Consider the following 23,805-nt stretch of genomic DNA (forward strand, 5'->3'; position numbering starts at 1 on the left):
AGTTAGTGAGATTAGAACTTAGGAATACAATCATGAGTGGATACGGCTCAATCGTCGGACGCACAACCATGAATCTCAACTCAAATGCACTGCGATACAATCTCAATCGTACGCAGCTTGAGATGTTCAAAGTCCAGCAGCAACTTCAGACCAACCAAAAATATGCTGCGCCTTCCGATGGTGCAAGCGCAACCTCCGCTATCTTGCAGCTCACACAACAGCTGCAAGCTCGTGAGCAATGGAACCTTAACCTGAACGAAGCCAAAAGCTCGCTTGATACAATCGATAGCTCGCTGAGCGAGATCACAAAAACACTTCTTGAATCCATCAGCATTGGCTCCAGCCAAATCGGTACCGGTTCAACCGAAGATACACGTAAAGATCAGGCCAAAGTGATTGATGAGCAACTCAAGTCAATCCTCACACTTGTTAATCAGCAATATAGCGGCCTTTCACTTTTCGGTGGAAACAATGGCGCCAGCAACGGCGGCAAGGTCTTTGAAGATTTTATGGGTGGCATCCGCTATGTTGGCGGCTCAGATAATCTCCAAACAAACTTCGGTGGCATTAACAAACAAGATTTCACTTCGAATGGGCTTGATGCTTTCGGGGCTCTCTCCTCACGCATTGAATCAAATGTCGACCTCCAGATTAAAGCAACACCTGAGACCCGCCTCGAAGATATTGAAGGCGCTGATCAGCTTGGTATCCGAGACGGCGGCATCCGCGTAAACGTCAACGGTTCCGAAATCTACGTTAATCTTTCTTCTGCCGAAACCATGGGCGATGTCGTCACGCGTGTTAATGATGCGATCAACCTATCTGCTCCTGGTGCGGGTTCACTCGCTGTCACAGACGAAGGTTTCTCACTTTCCGCCACAGCGGGCAACAACATTACCATTTCCGAATCCGGCGGCGGTGCGACCGCTTCGGATCTCGGCATCAAACTGACCGCCACGCCAGGCACCACCGTCAACGGCCCATCCGTAAACCCAAAACTAACTCCTCAAACAGAACTGTCTTCGTTTGGCTCATCCGTCGACTTTGCCAGCGGACTGAAAGTTACGCAAGGCGGTGTCACAAAAACAATCGATTTTAGCAGTGCGCAAACTGTCGAAGATATGATGAATATCGTTGACCAGGCTGAGCTTGGCATCAAGCTTCAAATCAACGAAGCAGGCACGGGCTTCAATCTCATATCTGAGGTCAGCGGCATCCGTCTAACGGTTGGCGAAAACGGCGGCACAACCGCTCATGATCTCGGCATCTCATCGCTAGGCGATCAAACCCGCCTCGACTCCTTCCGTGAAGGGCTTGGCGTTGAGTCAGTCCATGATAAAACAGATTTCCGCGTGACAACTCACGACGGCACGACATTCGAAGTCGATGTTACCGGTGCAAACACCGTCAAAGACGTGATTGATCGCATTAATGATGCCGCCACCACTGCTGGTCTAACGGTTGGTACTGATTTCTCTGTTGGTTATGCCTCAGACGGCACTGGCATCACTTTTTCCGATAACACAACTGGCACGAGTGATTTTCAGATCGAAAATATCAACGAATCACAAGCCGCGGAACATTTGGGGATCGCTAAAAACGCAGGCGCTACAAACAGCTTTACAAGCGACGATAACGCGAAGGTTGTCGTGCAGAATATTTTTACGAATTTAATGGATTTATCTGCAGCTTTGTACAAAAACGATGTCTCTGGCATCACTTTTGCTACAGATAAATTAGAGGATAGAAATAAAGAAGTGATTCTGGCTCGCGCAGCATCAAGCGTGGACGCGAACAGAGTCGCTTTGCAGCTCGAACGGTCGCTTGAACTTGAAACATCGGAAAAATCAATGCTTTCCCTTATTCAAGAGGTCGACACAACTGAGGCAATCACTCAGTTCCAGATGCTGCAAGTACAACTGCAGGCCTCCTTACAACTAGGAGCGCAAAACATGCAGAATAGCCTAATGAATTTCTTGCGCTAGAAGGCGCACATAATGCGCAGCGTTGTGTATCGTACGGCCCGATACCAAACGCAGCAGAAGGCAGGATGCCTTCGACCTCGTTGGAGTAACGAGTGACTATTTCCAGGATGGATGGCCGCTATGAAGGTTAATGATCATGATGATCAATACCTCGCGTTTCGGTGAAATGGAAGTCGATGATTCTCGGGTCATCTCTTTCGAAAAAGGTTTGCTTGGCTTCCCCAAATACAGGCATTACGTCCTGATCGAAGCCGGGCAAGATTCCTACTTCTGGTGGCTTCAGTCCATCGAATTGCCTGAATTGGCTTTCGTCGTCACGGACCCAAGTCTCTTTGTTCCTACTTATCGCGTTCCTCTTCGTGAAGAACAGATGAAGGACATGGGCATGGATTCCGTCGAAGACGCACAAGTCTTTGTGATCGTAAACAAACGCGACAACGTTCTGACCGGTAATCTGCAAGGACCACTCGTTATCAATGTAGGTAGCCGCAATGGTGAGCAACTCGTCCTCAGTGACAGACGCTTCACCACTCGTGTGCCACTCATTGAGATCGGCAATAACCTGCAGAAAGCAGCTTCTGCGTAATCCGACTTGCTGAGCAACTTGCGTGATGAACGATCAAATGCGAATTGTAGCTTCAAGCAAACAATACGCTGAAAATCCTTCACCACACACGATCGACCCACAGGTCAACACGTGTGTAATAACGCAAAACACTCTAAAAACTGTCGTAGCGATTGATGTTGTTTGTTGTAACGAGTAACTCACATTACTCAGGCATTCAAACCGAATAGCCTCAACTTCATCTGTCGCAAATGTGTTAACGGGACCCCGCGCACGGATACGCGCAGGGTAAACAATCGGCCCAAGGAAGGAGCCCGACACCATGCTGGTGCTTTCCCGTCAACGCGACGAAACGATCATGATCGGTGATGAAATCGAAATCACCGTCGTCGATATTCGAGGGGATAAAGTCAGACTCGGTATTAACGCGCCAAGACAAGTTCAAGTACACCGTAAAGAAGTGTATGAGGCAATCAAACGCGAAAACGCCGAAGCCGCACGAGTCCAAGTCGAAGATCTTAACGTCGCTGACAAAAATCTGCGTGGACGAATTAACAAACTCGCCATGCATCGTCATAACAGGAACGGTTAACTTCATACGGAATAGGGTTTAAACCAACCCGCCTTGATCTAAGCATTTGATAGATTTTCATACGTTTCATGGAAGAAGCAGCTCAGATCTTGGAATCCAAAACAGCTTAACGCTGATATCAGGCAGGAGCCTGATCAGACAATCAAGGAGGATTGTCAATGTCCAGAATTAACACAAACGTTTCATCATTAATTGCTCGAAACAATCTCGCTAAAACCAACGGTGAACTCTCGACCAGTTTGCAACGCCTCTCTACAGGCCTCCGCATCAATCGCGGTGCAGACGACCCCGCTGGGCTCATCGTTTCCGAAAGACTCCGCGCTGAAATGTCCGGCGTCACGCAATCGATCGACAACATCGAGCGTGCCTCCAACGTCATCGCCACCGCTGAGTCCTCACTTCAAGAGATCAACACACTTGTTCTCTCGATGAAGAGCCTCGTCCTTGAAGCCGCCAACACGGGTGCCTTCTCCAAAGAGGAAATCGAAGCGAACCAGTTGCAGATCGACTCCGCAATCGAGTCCGTCACACGTATCGCGAACACCACTACTTTTGCAGGTCTTAAACTGCTCAACGGCTCGCTCGACTACATCACCAAAGGTGTTAAAGCAGCCGAGATCACAGACCTCACCGTCCAAGGTGTCAACTTCGGTACAAACAACTCTTTGCCCGTGACCGTCGAAGTACTTCAGTCTGCTCAGCAGGCCAGCATGTACATGACCGTTACCGACTTCGATCATGCAACACCCCCCACCGACCCAACACTCAAAGACGACGTGTCTTTCGAGATTATGGGCAACAACGGCGTCGAAGTCTTCGAATTCGCAGGTGGCACTGCTATCTCCGCGATGGTCTTCGCCATTAATACCAGCAAAGATGCAACAGGCATCACTGCTGAAGCCGGTGTCTCAGGTATTACACTCAATTCAGGTCAGTTCGGCACAGACGCTTTCGTCTCCGTCAGACGGCTTGATGGTGATGCGAACACAACTTTCCAAACACGCACCGCAGCAGACGTTGCAACCGCAGTTCCTACAACCGGCACACTCGTCGGTGGGTTCGACGCAGCAAAAATCGGTACATCCGAAAGAACAAGTAACCCAGATGGTACGGTGACCGTCAGACGCTTCTTTGATGGTGGAACCAACCCCGGCACCGACATGGACTACATCGACACCATCGTCAACGCTGGTGAGCCCATCGAACGTGATGAAGGTGCAGACGTGCTCGCACTCGTCAACGGCAACCTCGCCGTCGGTGATGGCCTCGACGTCTCACTACGCACGCAAGCACTTAACCTTGAGATGTCCCTCGATAAGGATGCAGCTCAGGTGATTGGTAGCCCATACACCTTCGAAATCCTCGGTGGTGGAGCAACCTATCAGATCGGGCCAGACGTTAACTCGCAGCAGCAGGTCGGTTTCGGAATCCAATCCGTTGCCGCATCAAATCTTGGCAACACCAATGTTGGTTTCCTCTCACAGATGAAATCGGGTGGACCCGCTTCGCTCGTCACGGGTTCCGATCCAGTTGACCAGGCACGTAATGCTGATGCGATTCTTGATGCAGCGATCAATGAGATTTCCTCACTTCGCGGCCGCATCGGGGCGTTTGAGAAGAATACGCTCAATGCAACGCTTGCATCGCAACAGGTTGCCCTTGAGAACCTTACAGCATCTGAGTCGCAGATTCGCGATGCAGACTTTGCGGAAGAAACCGCGAAGATGACTCGTGCTCAGGTTCTTCAGCAGGCAGGTCAACAGACTCTGTCGATTGCTAACTCCTCTGCTCAATCTGTTCTTTCACTCTTACAGAGTTAAGTCAGGTAGAAGCAAAGAATTAGAACTAAATTCGTTCATAGACATCCCGCAATCGGATGAAATAAAAGACCCGAAGCTTTAAGCTTCGGGTCTTTTACATTTTGATCTATGGGTGGTTGAATGAGGCTGCGTAGTATTTGTAATCGTTTATTTTGCAGTAGGTTGCGGGTAGCCGAGGAAGTTGGCGATCATGGATGGGCCTTCCTCGGTGAGGAAGGATTCGGGATGGAATTGGACACCTTCGAGAGGGGCAGGGCCGAAGATGCCGGGTTTGGCGCGGAGGCCCATGATTTCGCCTTCATCAGTCCAGGCTGAGATGTCGAATCGCTCTTCATCGAAAGAATCGCGGTTGATGACGAGTGAGTGGTAACGCGTTGCAGTTGAAGGGTTTGCGAGGTTGGCGAAGATGCCTTTATTGTCGTGATGGATGGGAGAGGTTTTGCCATGCATGATGCGGGTGTTGCGTTCGACGATCATGCCGTAGGCCTGGCCGATAGATTGATGGCCTAAACATATGCCCAATAAGGGCTTGCGACCTGCAAAGGTTTTGATGATATCGATCGAGACACCGGCTTCGGTGGGGGTGCACGGGCCAGGCGAGATGATGACGTGATCGGGGTTGAGTTCTAAAGCCTGCTCAGGTGTGATCTTATCGTTGCGATAAACCTGCAGGTCGATGCTTGGATCGAGCTCGCCAATGCGTTGCACGATGTTGTAGGTGAAGCTGTCGTAATTATCGATCATCAGAATCATGGTGTTAGTTTACGTTGAAAATGAGAGTCGTTCTAGGCGGCGCGGCGGGTTTGTGCGCATAAAGGCGCAGTGTGATGCAGTTTTGTGCGCATGAATTCTCGAAACTGATGATTTTCCCTAATCTAAAATGACCAGAAATGGCTAAGAAAACCGAAGATTTCATCAGTTTTGATGCGTTTTAAGTCAATTTTCGAAAGTTAGAATTCAAAGAATAAGGACTTGCAAACGCTCACTCATTTTTGTGCACGCGGAAAGATTTTTTACCGCAAGTTGAGTATGTGAATGGAGAGGTGAGGTGGTGCCAATCAATAGTTCGTGGAGTACGCGATTTGGTTGAGAGATTTTTTTTTGGGGGGGGTGTACAAGTGGTATTGGCATGGTGCGTGTTGATGTGTTGTTGGCTGAGAATGCAGCTCACTGCATTTCGGTGTTGTGTATTGTGATATGGGGTATGAATCATGGAAGACGATCGTTAATATCAATGAGAGTGGAGGCTTGGTGTGTGCTGGTAAGCAAATGGATGATATGTTGAAGAGGTCATCAATTGCAGGGGTTGCGTATTAACCGGATTTGAAATTCGACTTGTGTGTACTTGAGTAGAAGTTGAGGATGGGGATGTGCAGGCTTGCTGTTTATGTCTATTCAAGTGTTATATGTGAGTAGATGGTTGAAGAGTTTGTAAAGAGATGGAGCTGAGTATGTTGCGGATCAATCGATTGTTAATAGTTTGTGCGGTGTTATGTGTTGGGGTGCTTTGCGTTGTTCATGAGTGTCATGGGCAGGGTGCGAGGGGGTGTGAGACTTGGCGGAGGTTTGTGCATGAAATGGAGAGCGGTGAGGAGCCGACGATTCATGATTTTTCGTATGCGGGGTATCGTTATGGCGAAGTTGATTTGCCGCGGGTTGAGGGACCGGTGTTTGATGTACGGGATTATGGGGCGAAGGGTGATGGGAAACATGATGATCGTGAGGCGATTGAGTTAGCTACGAAAGCGGCGAATGAAGCGGGTGGTGGTGTGGTGTATTTGTCGGCGGGGATGTATGCGATCAGTGAGCGGGGGACGGACGCGGGGCCGATGATGTTGAATGTTGCAGGTGGTGTGGTTTTTCGTGGTGATGGTGATGGGGAAGGTGGGACGGTGCTATGGATGAAGGATCGTTTGGATGCGCTGAATCCGAAGCAGATGTGGTCAACGCCTTACTTTTTTCAGGTGAATGGAGTCGCAAAGAGGAAGATTGAAAAACTGACTGAGATTGTGGGTTTCGCTCAAAAGGAATCGCGTCGGGTGAAGGTGGGGGATGTTGGGAAGTTGGCGGTTGGGCAGTGGGTGACGGTTGAATTGAGGGATAAGGCGATTGTGGATGAGGTGTTGTTGCCGTATGAGGTCGAGCCGCAGATGACGGTGCTGCGTAATGAGGGTTTGTTGCTTCGGTTTAATATGCAGATTGTTGGTATTGAGGGAGATGAGGTTGAGTTTGGTTCGCCGTTCCGGATGAGGGTCGATCCGCAATATGGGTGGACGATTCGATCATATCGATATGCTGAGGAAGTGGGTGTTGAGGGGATTAGGTTTAAAGGGAATTGGCAAGAGCAATTTAAGCATCACAAGAATGCGGTGCATGATAGTGGGTGGTCTTATTTGCAGGTGAATCGCGTGGTGAATGGTTGGGTTCGGGATTGTACGTTTGAAGATGTTAGTAATGCTTTGGCGGTTATTCGAAGTGCGAATGTGACGGTGCGTGACGTTGTGATTGAGGGGAATGGTGGACATGCGGCAACACATGTCAGCGACTCTAGCAATTGTATGTTTGTGAATGTTGCGGACAAAGCGGGTCAGTATCATTCGTGTGGTGTTGCGCAACGTGCCTCGGGCAATGTGTTTTATCGATGCCAGTGGGTAAAGGATACGAGTTTTGAATCGCATGCGAACTATCCGATGGCGACATTGTTTGATCGGTGCCAGGGCGGGTTTATGTTGAATCGGATGGGAGGTCATACGTCGAATCAGCCGAACCATATGGGTGGTTTGACGTTTTGGAATTTCAGGGGTGAGGGGGAGCCGTTGCGATTGTTGGAGTTTTGGCGAACGAAGTCTAAGTGGGGGAAGGTGTTGCCGCCGGTGATTGTGGGGTATCACGGGAACCGGACGACGTTTGATCGTAAGCAAGTGTTGGTGTTGGAGTCGCAGGGGAGGCCGGTGTATCCGGAGTCATTGTATGAGGCGCAGTTGGAGCGACGGCTAGGCGAGTTGCCTGAGTGGTTGGTGGGATATGCGAAGTGATGAAGTCGTGACCAAAATGGGTGTAAAAGCTTACATATTATGCGTCACATTAGCGTGAATATGTTAACCTTTGGCTCACTTGGGTTTAGGTACATGATGAGGTTGGACAACAGTATTTGGCATGCGCTGTCATATAAAAAACACGTATATCATAAGTTAAAAATAGTTGACAAGTGATATTCTGAGATTAGTATTTAGTCTTAAAGCTTGTAACGGATTTATTGATTACCTATAGAGCTCCTACGTTTTTTTTTTGGCTTACGAATGTAAGCGTTTACAAATAGGTTTTGGCATCTGTTTAGCCGAGGGGTTTGGCTGAGATACCTGCGTGTTTCTCGGCGGGGTTATCTATACGACTAGATGTGTTTGTGATGTCGTAAAGATCGTTGATTTAACTGAAAACATCTTTCTTTTTGTTCCGGATCTTACATCTTTTTTCAAATTAAACGGAGAGTAGACTATGAGAGGCATATCAACAATTTTATGTGGTGCGGCGATGGGGTTGGCATTTTCAGCGGGTGCGCATGGTACAACATTAATTATTGACTTGGGTGATGATGATGAGGTTGAAAACATCAACTACATGGTTTTTGACAACCAGCAGGTGACCGATGCGGTTGATCTGGATGGAAATGCGACAGGTATTTCGATGAATTTGGCGTCGCCTACAGGTTTTAATGAGATCGGGCCAAACTGGAATGCAGGCACGCAGAATCCCGCTGGCCCGGTTGCGGATTATTTTGATGTGGGCATGACGGAAGACAGTTTGTTTGGTCATTCTGGGCCGTTTCTTGGGGTCGATGCACGTCCATTTGCTGAGTTTGAAATTGCGGGTTTAGATAAGGATGTGACCTATAATTTTACGATGTATGCAGGCCGTGCGGATGGGAATCTGGCGAACAGCCGTGAAACTCTATACACGCTTTCCGGCGCTTCAAGTGTGAATGCACTATTGGAAGTGACGAGCAATGATGATCGGGTTGCGCAGTTGTCAGTGATGCCCGATGCTGATGGCAAGTTGGTGTTGAGAGTAGAGGCTGGCCCGGGTAACAATGTTAGCAATGGCTACTATTATTTGGGTGCGATGGCGATTGAATATGCTGCGATACCTGAGCCTGCGAGCTTGGCGCTTCTGGGATTGGGCGGTTGTGTTGCATTGCTGCGTCGTCGCTAAGCATAAAGGACTTCTTGATTGGTGCGTCTCCCGGGTTGTGAGGTTTGCTCATAGCTCGGGGAACACCGAGTGATACGTGCGCATGGGAGTAACATGAGAGTGTAAGCTGAGTTGAGTGGTCAATACTTAGCGGATTTCGGTTTACTGAGAGCGTTAGGTGCTTGAATGCAGCGTTTGATTAGGCTGCTTCAAGATCCATTTGTAAAACTTTCATGCGCACGTTTATTTTTTGGCGGGTTGATTGAAAGGAAGTATTGTGGGTATTAAACGCATCATTGTCGTGTTGATGGTCGTTGTGATGGGCGGGTTGATTGTTGGGGAGGCGGGGGCGGTTAATGTTTTGTTTTACGGTAATAGTTATACAAGGAAGTATGCGGTTGCGAATGTGTCGTTGCCGGATATGGTGAAGGCGATTGCTGATGCGGCGGGACAGCCGGATGTATTTGTGAAGGATGCAGCGCATAATGGCCGCGATTTTGCCTGGCATTTGTCGAGCAATCAGGCGGTAATCGGCAACACGCTGAGTGCTGGTGAAAATTGGGATTATGTAGTGATGCAGAATTATTCGACGCGGACGCTGACATCGCATTCTGCGGGTGATTTGACGAAGCATCGTCAAAATAGTGTGAAGCTGTATCAGGCGGTTGCGGATCATAGCGGAGATGTTGTGCCGGTGCTGTTTGAGACGTGGTCGCGTGCGCCGGGGAGTCCTGTGATGGATTCCTATGCAGATGGTCGAGCAGGTCAAGATCAGATGCAGGCTGAAATTAAGGCGGGGTATGCATTGGCTGCGGGTGATATTGATATCGCTGCTGATGCGGTGATCGCGAAAATTGCGGGTGTGGGTACGGCGTGGCAGACTGCAGATTTTAGTAATCTTCATCACACGGATCATTCGCATGCGAATCAACGCGGACGTATGTTGTCTGCATTGGTGATGTACTCGACTATTTTTGAGGATGATACGCGAGATTTATTACTGTCTGGAAAGTTAGATACTGCGCTTGGGATGCTTAATCTGAGCTATGCGGATGGTGATGAGTTGACGCTGGTGTCTGATGCGGTTGCGAGCGTGCCGGAACCGGTGACGGGGATGATGCTGGTTGTTGTTGGTGGTGGAATGATGTTGCGTCGGAGGCGTATTGCGGGGTAGGTGGAGGGGTTATTGAACACCTAGAATCCAGCCTTCGAGGAGTGCGATTTCGCGCTCCTCTTTTGTTAATAATGGTGAAAAGAAAGTGGCGAGCTGTTGATTTTGATCTTGTTCTTGTAGCCATTTGACGATGGCGTTGGCGTCCCGCGCGTCAGCTTTTAGATTAGTTTTATATTTGTGCTTGTAGAGAGCGGGGTAGGCCTCGAGAATCACATGTTTTTGTGTTTTGGAAATGTCGAATCCATCGAAGGGCCAGAAGTGGAGGTTTGGGCAGTTGTCGCGGAGTTGATGAAGCCAGGGGATACCTTCATGTGTGGAGAAGGCGACGTTTCGTTGACAATTTTCGTAGTCGAATACGGAGGCGGCAGAGCCTGAACGCTTTTCCGTGATGCGTTTTTCGTTGGGGTGTCCTGCGTGTGAGATGCGGTGTTGTTTGCGGGTTTTGTATTGGGTACGCCGCTCATTTTTATCGGGATTCAAGTCGAGTTGATCTTGCTGCCAAAGGGTGTGGTATTGAGAGAGGAATTCGGGGTATGAGGTGATGAGGTTGCGGCGGAAGTAATCGATGGGGAAAGAGAAGCCGTGGTCGAGGCCAATGACGATGCGGTGAGATGATTTGGTGTTGAGAATATTAGTGAGTGTGCGGGCGAGGTCAGTCCGTGACCAGTTTTTGGCGGTGGTGTTGTTAAAGGGAAAATCGCAGGGGAAGACGGGACTGGGCGCGTTCTTAAGATGCGTGAGGTAGAAAGCGATATTGCTGGGGCGGTCGATGGGTGATGCGGATCCAGAGTAGTCGATGCCGATGTATAGGTTGAAGAGCATTTGGCCTCCAAAATGAAAGGCTGGGAACATTGCCTTGGGCGTAGTTGTGTGGTGATGTGATAGGTTGTATGAGTGATGTGAGTGCGGTGTGTAATGCGTGCAGTTAATATTAAAAGACGGAATAAACTGATTTGTGATTTTAGCGGGGAAATCAGAATAGGTGAAGAAAAACCCGCAATCATGGCGGGTTTTAGCAAAAGAAGTGTTGGCTAAAGATCAGGCTAGGGTGCGAGGTCGGCAGAGGAGTGTGAGTGTGGCGAGAACGAGTAGAGATGCTGATGCGGGCTCAGGGATTGGGGCGCTTTTAATGCGGACAGTAAAATCATCGATTGCTGTAAAGATGAGATGATTAATGCCACTGTCTAGCGTTGTGTTTGTTACAGCGATCCCGAAACCAAATTGCATTTGCCCATTGTTGAAATCAGGGTGAGAATCCAGAAGAATTGAACCGTTTGAAATTTCAGTGAAATTTTCAGCGGTCATTCCACTTCTTGATAAATTTTGAGCGAGATCATCGGTGGTAAATGAATCTATGACGGCTCTAAAAATTTTATTATTCTGATGAATGAATAGGCGGGCAAATGCAACTGTTACGCTCGGTGGATTGTTGACGACAGGAAATACATGGATTTTAGCTGCGAGTGACTGAATCGGATCATGGGTTTGTGGGTCATAGAAGAAGTCTGTGAGAAAAAGAGGTTGCATCACAGCATTGAAATCATTTGGCGCATAGTTCAACTGGAATTGTTGGATTATGAAATTGCCTTGATTTTGTGAAGTAAACCTTGAAGAGGTTACTGAGAAAGAACTGTCGGGTTCTTTTGGGAAGGATGTAATTGTTGGCGACACAATGAAGGACCCGTCTTTAAAATCATTTTCACTAAAAGCAATGTCCGCAGTGAGGTTTGGGACAGAGAAACACATGCACATGACTAATGCTGCGATACTTTTTTTTATCATTCTTAGTGATTTCACGTTATATTTCCTTTGAGGTTCGATCTGTCTATTGGAACGATGATCATAAAATAGTTGAAATAATTAATGGATTAGTATTAACAAAATGAGCATTATGAGGTTGAATTGTGATTCAACTGCGGGCTGATCTGAAAATAAAATTATTGCGCCGCTGTGAAGATGCCAGATCTGATGGGCGTAGCATGACTGTTCATGTCAAGGCATGGTTAGCTATTGACAATTGCATTCATGTGGCTTGAGATTAGTTGGCAATTGTGTTTCTGAATCACGTTAAAAGTGATTCATTATTCCGCTGTAAAAGTTAATCAATAGTAAACGCTACGATGTGCCGCCTGACTCAGCATTAACTTTCGGCGTGAATTATGTCACAAGAGAAGGGAAATACAACATCTCAAATTTGGGAGGGTTGCTGATTAAGGAGACATAAATATCATGTTTTATAGGTTTATATGTGTGATTGCTGTATTTAAGAAGGAAGTTGGTTGCCGTCACCGTGTGTAAAGCGTTTGGTGAGTTCGATGCGGCTGGAAACTTTGAAGTGTTTGTAGATGTGGCGGATGTAGGTGCGGACAGTGTTCTCTGTAAGATTGAGAAGATGGGCGATACGTTTGGGTGTATAGCCTTCAATGATGAGTGTAAAGACAGTTTGTAAGCGAGGTGGAAGTGGAGCGGGTGGGGAGTTTGGCGTTTCAGATAGTTCGAACTGGTGAAGCCAATCGACTTCTGAGATCAGGATGTGATTAATAAGGCAATCACGATCGCTAAATGATGGCTTGGACTTTGAACGATGGATACAACAGCTTGAGAATATAAATTGTTCTGGATTGATGGGATAGATTGAGATGAGCGAGTCTCCAAGATCTGTTCGGTAGAGATGTTTTTTGTATGCATCTGATTGCTCGAAAAGCGATTGTGAAACAAGCTGAGGTCTTCTACGGGTCCAATGTCTGTTTGAAGTGCTATGGTGAATAATTTGCTGGGTGACTTCATCTTTTGGTAATTCGTAATTGATCGCAGCAAATGCAGTAAAGATATCTTCAGGCATGTTGTATAGAACATCGTATGCAATTGGAATATTGTTAGGTTCGAATCGCATGACATTCCAGAGCCAATAGTCGGCGTCAACAAGATCACACAATCCTTGCATCAGCTTTCGTTTTTTAGCTTGAATGCTACCTTGCATCATAGCGATTTTACTGAAAAGCTGAACGATGGCGCGTACATCTTTTTGATGTAAAGAAGGTGATGTTTGGACAGGCGTGATTGGTTTCATAGCTGCTTAGATGTGAGTGCTTTTGGGGGTTCAAAGTGGGAGGTGGTTGCCGTCACCGTGGGTGAAGCGTTTGGTGAGTTCGATGCGGCCGGAAACGTCGTAGTGTTTATAGATTTGCCGTATGTATGTGCGGACGGTGTTTTCGGTGAGATTGAGATTGTGTGCAATACGTTTTGGTGTGAGGCCGTCCATTAGAAGCGCAAAAACGGTTTGTAAACGGGGTGGAAGTTGTGCGTGTTGTGGGTCTTCGGTATTGAGTAGATCAAGATTATGAAGCCAATCGATTTCAGAAGTGATGATGTGGTAAATGAGGCATTCACGATCAGTGAAACAGGGTTTAGAAGTGGTTCGATGGATACTGCCACCGGAGACGAGCATGGGGTCGCTCTGAATTGGGTAGATGGAAATGATCGAATCGCCGATATTGGTTTGTGATAGGTATTTCGTACAAAGCTCAGTTGTCTTGAAAATTTCAGGAGGGACAAGATGAGTGCGTTTGCGAGTCCAGTGTTTGCCGGTAGCTGTGTGCGCAGCTATTTGCTGATTGATCTCGCTATTGGGCAGTTCATAGTTGCCTGCGACAAAAGCGGTAAATATGTCTTCGGGCATGTTGTGGATGCATGAGTAAGCATGAGGTGTTTGATTAACTTCAAAGCTCATCACATTCCAAATCCAGTAGTCTGCATCGACAATATTGCAGAGACCTTTCATAAGTGCTTGTTTTTTGTCGCTAATGTTGCCGGCCATAGTGGCAATTTGACTGAGTAGGCGCACAATTGTACGAACGTCCTGATGATGGAGTTGGTCAACGATTGGCGGGGGGGATGTGTTTACAGGCATGTGAGTGATTGTAAACAAAAATGTGGGAGAGATGAAGGGATCGGGGGTTAGCGTTTAGGAGGTTAGCTCACGGAGCTTGCCGGTGTTGACATCGAAAATGAAGCCGCGGATGTTGGTGGCTTTGGTGAGGTATGGATGGGCTTTAAGTTTGGCGAGTTGTGTGCGGATATTTTTGCGGATGTTAGGGAATGCGTGAAACTTGGCAGGTACGCATGGTGCACACTTGTAGTCGTCTGCGAGTTGGGTTTTGAATTTGTCTTCGTTGAACTTGGAGAGAGCGCAATCAGTGTGCCCGATGATGAGGATGTTTTGAACTTCTCGGGTTTCGACGGCAAGGATAAGGGATCTGATGACGTCTTCGGTGACGATGTTGCCGGCATTTCGGATGACGTATGCTTGGCCGTTTTGGAGGCCGAGCGCTTCTTCGATGGGGATTCGGCAATCCATGCAGGTGACAATTGCGGTATTGAGTGGGGGTGTGATTGCTTCTGACGGGGGGATGTTGTGCCGAGAATTTGCGTATGCACGGTTGTTTGCAAGTAGCTGATCAATTGGAGAAAGGACTCGCGGGGTTGATGTGCGAGAATTTTTGACGGGCTTATGCAACAGCTGGCGTGTCATGGCTATATTTTACTGGCGCATGAGTTACGAAACAATTTTGTGGATCATTGTATGGAAGAAATCCACGTTTAATCAGATTGAGGCAGGTTTTGATCCTCGTTTTGAAAATATAAAGAGTCTTTATATTTTGAGGATTTCGGATCGGGTAGTGGTTTGATGTGGAAAATGGGTGGGCGAGTTTTGAGATTTATATCGAAAGCAGGGAGTAAAAAAGCTCAGGTTTTAGGCCTGAGCTTTTGTATACGTTGGCGTGAAAGTGGTTAACACTTCCGGTGGGGATTAGTTGGCGACGATGTTGATGAGGCGTTTGGAGATGACGATGACTTTGCGGATGGTCTTGCCGGCGATGTGTTCGGCGACGTTTTCATCAGCTTTGGCGGCTTCTTCGATAGCTGCGTTGTCAGCGTCTGCGGGGATTGTGATTTTCGCACGGAGCTTACCGTTGACCTGTACGGGCATTTGGATGGTGTCTTCGACAAGCATCGCTTCGTCGTAGGTGGGCCAATCGGCTTTGATAACAGAGTCGGTGTTGCCGAGTTTCTGCCAAAGTTCTTCACTGATATGCGGTGCGAATGGTGCGAGCATGCGGACGATGGCGTCCGCGGCTTCGCGTGGCGTACGGTCGAGTTTGACCAGTTCGTTGTTGAGTTGAATCATGGCAGCGATGGCGACGTTGAAGGCCATACCTTCCATGGAGTCGGTGACGCGTTTGATTGTTTTGTGGATCAGTTTTTTGAGATCTTCGGAGGCAGGATCGTCGGTGATGAGGCATTCGCCGGTTTCTTCGTTGAAGAAGTTACGCCATAGACGCTGGAGGAAACGGTGGACGCCGACGATATCGCGGGTGTTCCAAGGCTTGGATTGATCGAGTGGGCCGAGATACATTTCGTAGAGACGGAGTGTGTCGCAGCCATATTGTTCACACATTTCATCGGGGGCAACAGAGTTCTTGAGCGATTTGCCCATCTTGCCGTATTCGCGATTGACTTCTTCGTTGTTGTGGAAGTACTTGTCGTCTTTTTCGATGACTTCTTCAGCGGGGACATACATGCCACGCTGATCGGTGTATGCGTAGGCTTGGATGTAACCTTGGTTGAAGAGGCGGCCGAAAGGTTCGGGGGTTGAGACGTGGCCGAGGTCGAAGAGGACTTTGTGCCAGAAGCGAGAGTAGAGCAAATGGAGGACGGCGTGTTCAACGCCGCCGACGTAGATGTCGGCGCCGCCGCAAGCTGCTTGACCCGGCTTGCCTTGTGATTGCATCCAGTATTGTTCGATTTCTTCGCTACAGAAACGGTCTTCGTTGTTTGGGTCGAGGTAGCGGAGGTAGTACCAGCATGAGCCGGCCCATTGCGGCATGGTGTTGAATTCACGTTGCCATTTTTGACCATCAAGCTCGACAAACTTCCATGCGTCAGAAGCGTTGCCAAGTGGTGGGCGAGGTGGCGCGTTGGGATCGTCAGATGAGACCGGCTTAAAGTCGTCCATGTGTGGATGTTCGACCGGGAGCATTTCTTCGGGTAATGCGCGGATTTCGCCGGCGTTTGATTCTTCCGCACCGTGAAGGATGGGGAACGGTTCACCCCAGTATCGTTGCCGTGAGAAGAGCCAATCTCGGAGCTTGTAGTTGGTCGTGCCTGAACCGAGTTGACGTTGTTCGAGCCATTGAATGATGGTGTGCTTGGCTTCTTTGACTTCGAGGCCGTTGAGTGTGATTTCTTCGTTTTCAGAATTCAAGCCCACGCCATTGCCGGTCCATGCGGCATCGGCAATGTCATGATCTTCAGGTGAAGAAATGACTTCGATAATGGGCAGCTCGAATTTTTTCGCGAATTCGTAGTCTCGTTCATCATGAGCCGGGACAGCCATGATGGCGCCTGTGCCGTAACCCATCATGACGTAGTCAGCGATCCACACCGGAATCTTTTGGTCATTGACTGGGTTCAGTGCATATGAACCGGTAAAGACGCCAGTTTTTTCTTTGGTGTCGTTTTGACGATCGATGTCGGTTTTTGAGGCAGCTTCTTTTTTATAGGCTTCTACAGCTGTTTTTTGTTCGTCTGTTGCTAAGCGATCAACAAGTGGATGCTCTGGCGCGAGAACCATGTAGGTTGCGCCAAAGAGTGTGTCGGGGCGAGTTGTGAAGACCGTGATTTCTTCGTCAGCTTCTTCTGCTGTGCCGTAAGCGAGCGGGAAGTGGACTTCCGCGCCTTCGGATTTACCAATCCAGTTACGCTGTAGGAGTTTGACGGGCTCGGGCCAATCGACCATATCTAAGTCATTGATAAGGCGTTCACAGTATGCTGTAATGCGGAGCATCCACTGCTTGAGTGGGCGTTTGTAAACGGGATGGTTGCCACGGTCTGACTTACCATCGTTGGTGACTTCTTCGTTGGCGAGCACAGTTCCCAGTGCAGGGCACCAGTTGACGGGCACTTCATCGAGGAACGCGAGGCGATATTCAGCAAGCAGGTTTTGCTGTTGCTCGGCATCAAGTTCGTACCATTTGCGTGTGCCGATCGGATCGCCGCCGATAGCTGCCATGCCACCTTGCATGCCGACGGGGACGAGGTTGCCGTCAAGATCGACTTCGAGTTCGCCTGACTCGAGCTTGCCGATCAGATGAGAGATCGGGCGGGCTTTGCCGGTGGATTCATCGAAATATGAGTTGAAGAGCTGAAGAAAGATCCACTGAGTCCATTTGTAGAATGCAACGTCAGTCGTGGCGACGGAGCGATCCGTGTCATGTCCAAGGCCGAGGATTTTGAGCTGGCGACGGATGTTGTCGATGTTTTTTTCGGTGGTTTCACGCGGATGTACGCCGGTTTCGACAGCGTATTGCTCAGCGGGCAAACCAAAGGCATCAAAGCCCATCGTGTGAAGGACATTGTGTCCGGTGGCACGCTTATACCGGGCGACGATATCGGTGGCGATGTAGCCGAGGGGGTGGCCGACGTGAAGGCCAACACCTGAGGGGTATGGGAACATATCGAGGGCGTAGAACTTCGGCTTTGAAGCGTCGAAATCAGATTCGCCAGGGTTTGGCATTTTGTAGGTCTGGTTCTCTGCCCAGGTCTGCTGCCAACGTGATTCAATGTCGATAAAGTCGTATTTCATGGTGTAACGCCAGTGTGAAACAGGTTGTGGGGCAGGGTGCTCCGAAGAACGCTTGCCGTTGGGTGCCTATGAATAAGACTGCATTTTACTAAATAGTAGGGTATGCTGCCTGTTGGCGCGATCAGGCGCAGATTTGCTGTAATTGTGAGTTGAAAACGCAGGTCAGGCCGCAGCAAGCATAGGGGCGGGGCAATGAATGTGCTCCGCAATACGGCTTCGGCTCTGGTGGTCCTCCGCATGAATCCAGCAGACGTCATTCGTCACATCGCTTGAATATTCTGAAGTGGGCGAAAGCCGTAATTCGATCGGCTGCCAGCGTTTGTTGTGTGTACTGATGATGTGTGCTTGGTAGCCAAGATTCGACAGCAAATCAAAAAGCTCAGCCGCGGAACTGCCCGCTCGCTTGAGACAGCAAGGATTCATTTCAGTGATCAACACCGGGCGATCATGAGTCAACGTGTCGGTGAATCCTCTTAGAGCTTGAGTTTCGTGTCCTTCAATATCCATCTTGATCAATTTGATTGGCTTGTGTTGATCAGTCAGAGATTGAATAAATTCATCACCGCGGATGGTTGCAATTTGTTCGGACTGCGTGAAGGTTTGCTGATCCTGTTCTGAGAGCTCGCTAAGTGTGCTATAGCCCGCATGTGAAGGGACGATCTTCAGCTCGGCTTCACCTGTTGCATTGCTGAAAGCTAGCGCGTGCAATTGTACATTTTCGATCCGATTTTTATGGAGTTGCCTCTGAATGCGCGAGCAGCAGTCGGAGTTAGGTTCGATCGCATAGACGCGTCCGTTGGGGCCGACGAGGTGAGATGATAGCAACGTCAGCATGCCAACATTTGCTCCCACATCAATCATGTGATCACCGGGTTGGATTAGTTTTTTCAGTACTAATTGAACGCCAGCTTCATAGAACTGTCCATGAAAATAGGTATAGCGATCCATCCAGTCGCTGAGATGGCATTCCATAAGATAGCCATGATGCTTGCCTTTAACCCAACGGGTGGGCGCATTTTGCCAGAGGTGTTGCTTTGCGTTGCCGTTGCCCACGACATATTTGAAAAGGCGATCAGAGCCCGGACAATCATTCCGGGTGAATGGCGTGACGAGTGATGCAAGAAATGGCAGCAGCATATGAGCCTCATGGATTGTTGTGTTTCACGACAAAGCAGGCCTAAATACGGGCCTTTCAATCCATACAATCGGTGTAATCGGACTCGATCTTGCTTGAGATTGCAAAAACAAGCATAGAAATGTCGAAAATTTCGTGTACTAATCGTGCAAATGGGGGTTGGATGATGACATTTTTAGAAATTCAACATCAGGCCCAGATACAGCTGTGCGCCATCGAGGCCGTCATTGACATCCGAGGTGCCTGCATTTGAGATGTGAATATAACGAGCGCCGCCCATGATTCTGAGGTTGTCTGTTGTGGGGACTTTAACGGTCCCGCCGAATCCGACGAGGAGCCGAAAGTCGTGATGTGAATCAGATGGAAAGTCGGTGTCAGCAAGTTGAAACCCCGCTCCGCCATCGAAGTAGACGGAGAAGGTGTCGTTGTTATCAATACCAAAGAAGTGCCAGCGAAAGAGCAGATCGAATCCGCCGACAACGCCCGTACCTTCGTAGGGCGTGAAATTATTTTTCACATAGCCAACAAGCGGTTCGAAATTGATCGAGAGACCATCAACGAAGTAGTAGCCAAAGCCAAAATGTCCGGTGTACTCGAAGCCGTGATCTGGATCACCAACGATCGCCGAACCATAAAACTGTGCCGTCCAGGATCCTTCTGCGAACGGGTCGTCAGAACGGTCTCCGTTATCGGCCGGCTTGGCCAGAGCACGTATATAATCCATGCTGAATGGTTTGGTTTCTTGGTTATCGTCCAACCGGAATGATTGAGCATGAACTCCAGAACTAACCAACAACACCGCAAAACAGATGAAAGCGTGTACAAGCTGTGACATTGAAAATAATCTCCAAAGGCACAAATACTAAGCAAGCGAAAATTATTTCACATACCGCATTGTGATGTTCAGTTCTATCGGGCAAATTGTGAAATCAGAATGAGTAAATCATGGGGTGATCACATCAGACTAATTGGTCCACAATTTCCGCGATTATCTGGATTATGCTCCTGTAAAATAAAAATGCAATAGCGGGCGGGAGGGGTTGCTGATTGTGCAAAATCAGGGCACAATAAACATAGTCATTGGCGGCGTGAAAACCTCGATGAAAAAGCTTTTTTTAGCGGTTTTCTTATGTAAATGCCTCGTTTTATCGGGGTGTTTGAACCGATTACACATATATCCAAGATGAAGTGATGACGTGATGGGGACTGTGGGTTGATCACTTTAGCGGGCTTACTGCATACGATGTTGATGTGGTGGCACGTTGATAGTTCTCTGAAATCTCGTTGAAGAACGACTGGAAATTAAGCAATGACAGATGCGAGCATCAAGCAAGAAGGCAAGAAAATTAACCTCATCGACACCTCCATGCGTGACGGGCACCAAAGTCTTTTGGCCACACGTATGAGCACAGAGCAGATCATGCGCGTGCTGCCCCTCGTCGCGCCGATGGGTTATTCAATTCTAGAACTATGGGGCGGAGCCACACTCGACTCCGCGTTACGCTTTACTGGTGACAATCCTTTTGATCGGCTCGAGCAGATGCGCGAAGTCTGTGACGAAGTCGAAAACAAGACCGGCCAGCACATCCAGATCCGTTCACTCTGTCGTGGCCAAAACCTCTTTGGTTACAACCCATATCCCGATAACGTTGTCTGCGAGTTTCTTAAAGAAGCCGTCCGTTCCGGCTCCGACCGTATGCGATGTTTCGACGCACTCAACGATCATCGCAATCTCATCACCGCCATCATGGCCACCAAAACGTTCGACGGTCACGCCGAAGCCGCCATGTCCTACACCGTCTCGCCTGTTCACGACAATGAGCACTTCATTAACTTCGCTCGCCGCTGTATGGATGCCGGTGCCGACTCGCTTGCCATCAAAGATATGGCTGGCCTTCTCCATCCTTCTGATTCTTTCGCACTTGTCGAAGGTCTCAAATCAGAATTTCCGAACACAGAACTTTCGCTTCACTCACACTGCACCTGTGGCCTCGCTATCGCCTCCTACGTCGCAGCTATGATTGCCGGTGTCGATAACCTCGACACAGCCTATGGCCCAATGGCAGGCGGAACCTCACAGCCACCCACCGAGCTTATCGGTTTCTTCGCCAAAGAACTCGGCCTCGAACTTAATGCAGATCTCTCAAATGCACCAGAGATCGACGCCGAGCTTCGCCAGATCCGTAAGGAACTCGAAAAAGTCGACAAAGATCCTGCCCACTTCGGTAACCCTTGGCCAGCCCAGCCGACCGAAGAGATGCGTGCCAAGATCAAGCAAGCCATTGATCATCTCCGCAAGAAGGACCATGATTCCTGCGATAAAGCGATCGAAATCATCGAAGAAATCATGGTCGCGCAAGGATATCCTGCCTCCGATCGTAAACAACTCGAATCACAAATCCCCGGTGGCATGTATTCCAATCTTTACAACCAACTTAAAGAGCAAGGCAAACTTGATCTGCTCGATAAGATCCTCGAAGAAGTTCCCAAAGTTCGTAAGGCCGCCGGCTATCTTCCGCTTGTCACGCCAACCTCACAGATCGTTGGCACCCAAGCTACATTCAACATCATGCAAGGCAAGCCATACGCGTTCGTCAGTGAACCATTCCGCGATGTCATGATGGGCAAGTACGGCAAGCTTCCTGGCCCCGTCGATCCCGATGTCCTCGAAATTGTTTCTCGTGGAGAGAAACCGCAATCCGGCCGCCCCGCCGATTTTGTTGAAGATATCGACCTTGAAAAAATCTATTCACAAGATAGTGATCATCTCATCCAGTCGCAACGGGATCTGCTCCTCATGATCCTCTTCCCGATGCCAGCCAAGCAGTTTCTTTCAAAAGAACGTGAAGCAGCCGGCGCATAAATAAGTCGATCTCAATTAAACCAAATCAAGCCTCGCAGATAGCGGGGTTTTTTTATTCGATAAAACCAGAAGTCCAATAATAACGCTCGCGAAATCTACCAAAAAGATCCACATAAATGACACCGAATCACAAACTCATCATTTATAGGCCCCGGCAATAACAAACGTCGATATAACAATATCTATAAGAAGGTTGCGGTTGTATTTTTGTCCCTTCTTATTAACACCATTGTTAGGTTGTATTCATCTCACAACTCATCTCAGATGTGTAGCTAGCAGTTACTCAGTTCATAGCTTGATATTGCGTCTGTTATATAGGTTATGATCGCGATGCCCATTCTCATACTACTTATCGCCTTTTTTATGACGGGAGCTCTGACCGCTCAAACATTTACCTTCAACGCTCCTGATGGTGACAATGTCTGGACAACCGACTCTAATTGGTCAGGGGGTTCCGCTCCCGGCACAAATGTTGGTGGTGCTCTTTTCATAACGGCTGGTAACGTGACCGGCGGAAGTCCGGCCATCCCAATCACAGGCATTAATCTCGATTACACAAACATCTCACAGCTCGTTTTTACCGCTGCAGGCGTCACCAACAACTACGACCTACAAGGTACAGGTAGCTTTACATTCAACGGTGATGCTGAAATCATCAATCAAAAAACTTTCACAAACACAATCAGCATCGATATCGTCGGGACCGGCGATAGCTTAAGCATCGAATCCGAAGAAGCAAGTATCGAACTCGCAGGTAACATTGATCTTAATGATACTGGCGGCGTTAACTTGAATTTTGAAACCGACTCAACAATCCTAGAGAGTAGTGGGATAATCTCCGGCACAGGTGGCTCCGTAACAATCAATACTTCTACAGAATCAGGACGTGGTGTGAATCTCTTTGGAGCCAATACCTACACCGGTGGCACAACACTCGGTGGTAATGTCAATATCGACAACAACGCTTCCTTCGGCACCGGCGCAATCTCTGTTATTGATGACTCAAACCTTTCTAATCTCGCGGGTGCAACACTCACGTTAGATAATAATATTAATATCACGCTAGGAAGTACCTTAACTTACAATGATGATGATAACCTTGTTCTTGATGGTGTTATCTCAGGTACCAGCACTTTCGCAAAAGGTGGTTCTTCCACACTCACCATCAACGGTACCAACACCATCTCCGGCAATTTCAACTTCTCGGGCGGTACCGTCATTGCTGGCAACGACGCCGCCTTCGGCACCGCCGATGTAAATATCACTAGCAACACCACGCTCCAATCGGATGACGACGCACGTGCTTTAGCAAATGACTTCGAAATCTCAAGCGGAGCCACCATGACCTACAGCGGCACTAACAGTCTAGTTAGCTCTGGCATCATCTCAGGATCTGGAGGAATCACACGCAGCAGTTCAGGTAATCTAACCCTCACTGGCAATAACACATTTACAGGGGGGATCAATAATGCACAAGGTACATTAATTGTTGGCAATAACAATGCTCTGGGAACAGGTACGCTCACGATATCAGGTGACTCAGAACTTCAATCTAATGACAGTGATATTGACCTCGCAAACAGTATTACCGTCAACACAAGTCAAACACTTACTGTGAGTGGTACTAGTAATATTGAACTTTCCGGTGTGATTTCTGGCGATGGTGGTTTAACTAAAACAGGTTCACATGTTCTAATGCTTAGCGCTACGAACACCTATACAGGCGATACTGTTCTAAATGATGGTTCAATTTCTTTCGGTGCAGATGATGTTTTTGGCACGGGTGATGTGTCTGTTACAGGCACTACTATTTTTACAAATCCAAACTGAATTAGTGA

At 48.4% G+C, this 23,805-nt stretch carries 18 protein-coding genes; 9 read left to right on the forward strand and 9 right to left on the reverse strand.

The window, feature by feature from the left end:
* The first annotated feature begins 32 nt into the window (after positions 1 to 32).
* The 4 genes from KS4_RS03455 (at position 33) to KS4_RS03470 (ending at position 4,962) form a co-directional block, all read left to right on the forward strand.
* Entirely contained in the window at positions 33 to 1,985 is a 1,953-nt protein-coding gene (locus tag KS4_RS03455; RefSeq protein ID WP_145074659.1) for a flagellin N-terminal helical domain-containing protein, read from the forward strand.
* Positions 1,986 to 2,124: 139 nt separating this feature from the next.
* Positions 2,125 to 2,571 (forward strand): flagellar assembly protein FliW, encoded by a 447-nt coding sequence (gene fliW / locus KS4_RS03460; RefSeq protein WP_200761529.1) that lies wholly within the window; start codon positions 2,125 to 2,127, stop codon positions 2,569 to 2,571.
* A 301-nt stretch (positions 2,572 to 2,872) separates the two neighbouring features.
* The gene (gene csrA, locus KS4_RS03465; protein ID WP_145074665.1) at positions 2,873 to 3,142 is read left to right on the forward strand and encodes a carbon storage regulator CsrA; all 270 of its coding nucleotides are present in this window, start codon (positions 2,873 to 2,875) and stop codon (positions 3,140 to 3,142) included.
* A gap of 158 nt (positions 3,143 to 3,300) precedes the next feature.
* The gene (locus KS4_RS03470; protein ID WP_145074668.1) at positions 3,301 to 4,962 is read left to right on the forward strand and encodes a flagellin N-terminal helical domain-containing protein; all 1,662 of its coding nucleotides are present in this window, start codon (positions 3,301 to 3,303) and stop codon (positions 4,960 to 4,962) included.
* 147 nt (positions 4,963 to 5,109) lie between these two features.
* Here KS4_RS03470 and KS4_RS03475 read toward each other — a convergent pair whose 3' ends face one another.
* Positions 5,110 to 5,715, reverse strand: a complete 606-nt coding sequence (locus KS4_RS03475) for an anthranilate synthase component II (protein ID WP_145074671.1) — start codon at positions 5,713 to 5,715, stop codon at positions 5,110 to 5,112.
* A 698-nt stretch (positions 5,716 to 6,413) separates the two neighbouring features.
* On the opposite strand from KS4_RS03475, the gene KS4_RS18065 reads away from it, so the two are divergent.
* The 3 genes from KS4_RS18065 (at position 6,414) to KS4_RS03490 (ending at position 10,324) form a co-directional block, all read left to right on the forward strand.
* Positions 6,414 to 7,997: a DUF4955 domain-containing protein gene (locus tag KS4_RS18065; protein ID WP_315851388.1), complete on the forward strand. Its 1,584-nt coding sequence runs from the start codon at positions 6,414 to 6,416 to the stop codon at positions 7,995 to 7,997.
* A 460-nt stretch (positions 7,998 to 8,457) separates the two neighbouring features.
* Complete coding sequence (locus tag KS4_RS03485; RefSeq protein ID WP_145074677.1) at positions 8,458 to 9,171, forward strand: PEP-CTERM sorting domain-containing protein; 714 nt, start codon at positions 8,458 to 8,460, stop codon at positions 9,169 to 9,171.
* Between the two features lie 241 nt (positions 9,172 to 9,412).
* Positions 9,413 to 10,324 carry a DUF4886 domain-containing protein gene (locus KS4_RS03490; RefSeq protein ID WP_145074680.1) on the forward strand — a complete coding sequence of 304 codons (912 nt, stop codon included), beginning with the start codon at positions 9,413 to 9,415 and terminating at the stop codon, positions 10,322 to 10,324.
* Positions 10,325 to 10,333: 9 nt separating this feature from the next.
* Here the strand turns inward: KS4_RS03490 and KS4_RS03495 are convergent, their stop codons facing one another.
* The 8 genes from KS4_RS03495 to KS4_RS03530 form a co-directional block, all read right to left on the reverse strand.
* Positions 10,334 to 11,146 (reverse strand): hypothetical protein, encoded by an 813-nt coding sequence (locus tag KS4_RS03495; RefSeq protein ID WP_145074683.1) that lies wholly within the window; start codon positions 11,144 to 11,146, stop codon positions 10,334 to 10,336.
* 216 nt (positions 11,147 to 11,362) lie between these two features.
* A complete protein-coding gene (locus KS4_RS03500) occupies positions 11,363 to 12,121 on the reverse strand; it encodes a hypothetical protein (RefSeq protein ID WP_145074686.1) in 759 nt (252 codons plus the stop codon).
* Positions 12,122 to 12,587: 466 nt separating this feature from the next.
* Positions 12,588 to 13,394: a helix-turn-helix transcriptional regulator gene (locus KS4_RS03505; RefSeq protein ID WP_145074689.1), complete on the reverse strand. Its 807-nt coding sequence runs from the start codon at positions 13,392 to 13,394 to the stop codon at positions 12,588 to 12,590.
* Positions 13,395 to 13,424: 30 nt separating this feature from the next.
* Complete coding sequence (locus KS4_RS03510) at positions 13,425 to 14,234, reverse strand: helix-turn-helix transcriptional regulator (protein ID WP_145074692.1); 810 nt, start codon at positions 14,232 to 14,234, stop codon at positions 13,425 to 13,427.
* Positions 14,235 to 14,288: 54 nt separating this feature from the next.
* On the reverse strand, positions 14,289 to 14,855 hold the full coding sequence (locus KS4_RS03515) for a beta-class carbonic anhydrase (protein WP_145074695.1): 567 nt from the start codon (positions 14,853 to 14,855) through the stop codon (positions 14,289 to 14,291).
* 279 nt (positions 14,856 to 15,134) lie between these two features.
* Positions 15,135 to 17,969, reverse strand: a complete 2,835-nt coding sequence (gene leuS, locus KS4_RS03520) for a leucine--tRNA ligase (RefSeq protein ID WP_145074698.1) — start codon at positions 17,967 to 17,969, stop codon at positions 15,135 to 15,137.
* A 162-nt stretch (positions 17,970 to 18,131) separates the two neighbouring features.
* Positions 18,132 to 19,106 carry an FkbM family methyltransferase gene (locus KS4_RS03525; RefSeq protein ID WP_145074701.1) on the reverse strand — a complete coding sequence of 325 codons (975 nt, stop codon included), beginning with the start codon at positions 19,104 to 19,106 and terminating at the stop codon, positions 18,132 to 18,134.
* A 173-nt stretch (positions 19,107 to 19,279) separates the two neighbouring features.
* Positions 19,280 to 19,939: an acyloxyacyl hydrolase gene (locus KS4_RS03530; protein ID WP_145074704.1), complete on the reverse strand. Its 660-nt coding sequence runs from the start codon at positions 19,937 to 19,939 to the stop codon at positions 19,280 to 19,282.
* Positions 19,940 to 20,413: 474 nt separating this feature from the next.
* On the opposite strand from KS4_RS03530, the gene KS4_RS03535 reads away from it, so the two are divergent.
* The gene (locus tag KS4_RS03535) at positions 20,414 to 21,967 is read left to right on the forward strand and encodes an oxaloacetate decarboxylase subunit alpha (RefSeq protein WP_145074707.1); all 1,554 of its coding nucleotides are present in this window, start codon (positions 20,414 to 20,416) and stop codon (positions 21,965 to 21,967) included.
* Between the two features lie 330 nt (positions 21,968 to 22,297).
* On the forward strand, positions 22,298 to 23,797 hold the full coding sequence (locus tag KS4_RS03540) for a beta strand repeat-containing protein (RefSeq protein ID WP_200761530.1): 1,500 nt from the start codon (positions 22,298 to 22,300) through the stop codon (positions 23,795 to 23,797).
* Positions 23,798 to 23,805 lie beyond the last annotated feature (8 nt).

It is taken from the genome of Poriferisphaera corsica, from assembly GCF_007747445.1.
In the GTDB taxonomy this organism is placed as follows: Bacteria; Planctomycetota; Phycisphaerae; order Phycisphaerales; family Phycisphaeraceae; genus Poriferisphaera; species Poriferisphaera corsica.

Excerpts from the sequence above, each read along its gene's own strand:
- KS4_RS03470 (WP_145074668.1), top strand. The coding sequence starts at position 3,301 with ATGTCCAGAATTAACACAAACGTTTCATCATTAATTGCTCGAAACAAT.
- KS4_RS03475 (WP_145074671.1), bottom strand. The coding sequence starts at position 5,715 with ATGATTCTGATGATCGATAATTACGACAGCTTCACCTACAACATCGTG.
- KS4_RS03530 (WP_145074704.1), bottom strand. The coding sequence starts at position 19,939 with ATGTCACAGCTTGTACACGCTTTCATCTGTTTTGCGGTGTTGTTGGTT.
- KS4_RS03515 (WP_145074695.1), bottom strand. The coding sequence starts at position 14,855 with ATGACACGCCAGCTGTTGCATAAGCCCGTCAAAAATTCTCGCACATCA.
- KS4_RS18065 (WP_315851388.1), top strand. The coding sequence starts at position 6,414 with ATGTTGCGGATCAATCGATTGTTAATAGTTTGTGCGGTGTTATGTGTT.
- KS4_RS03540 (WP_200761530.1), top strand. The coding sequence starts at position 22,298 with ATGCCCATTCTCATACTACTTATCGCCTTTTTTATGACGGGAGCTCTG.
- KS4_RS03455 (WP_145074659.1), top strand. The coding sequence starts at position 33 with ATGAGTGGATACGGCTCAATCGTCGGACGCACAACCATGAATCTCAAC.
- KS4_RS03535 (WP_145074707.1), top strand. The coding sequence starts at position 20,414 with ATGACAGATGCGAGCATCAAGCAAGAAGGCAAGAAAATTAACCTCATC.
- fliW (WP_200761529.1), top strand. The coding sequence starts at position 2,125 with ATGATCAATACCTCGCGTTTCGGTGAAATGGAAGTCGATGATTCTCGG.
- KS4_RS03525 (WP_145074701.1), bottom strand. The coding sequence starts at position 19,106 with ATGCTGCTGCCATTTCTTGCATCACTCGTCACGCCATTCACCCGGAAT.
- KS4_RS03485 (WP_145074677.1), top strand. The coding sequence starts at position 8,458 with ATGAGAGGCATATCAACAATTTTATGTGGTGCGGCGATGGGGTTGGCA.
- KS4_RS03505 (WP_145074689.1), bottom strand. The coding sequence starts at position 13,394 with ATGAAACCAATCACGCCTGTCCAAACATCACCTTCTTTACATCAAAAA.
- leuS (WP_145074698.1), bottom strand. The coding sequence starts at position 17,969 with ATGAAATACGACTTTATCGACATTGAATCACGTTGGCAGCAGACCTGG.
- KS4_RS03495 (WP_145074683.1), bottom strand. The coding sequence starts at position 11,146 with ATGCTCTTCAACCTATACATCGGCATCGACTACTCTGGATCCGCATCA.
- KS4_RS03510 (WP_145074692.1), bottom strand. The coding sequence starts at position 14,234 with ATGCCTGTAAACACATCCCCCCCGCCAATCGTTGACCAACTCCATCAT.
- csrA (WP_145074665.1), top strand. The coding sequence starts at position 2,873 with ATGCTGGTGCTTTCCCGTCAACGCGACGAAACGATCATGATCGGTGAT.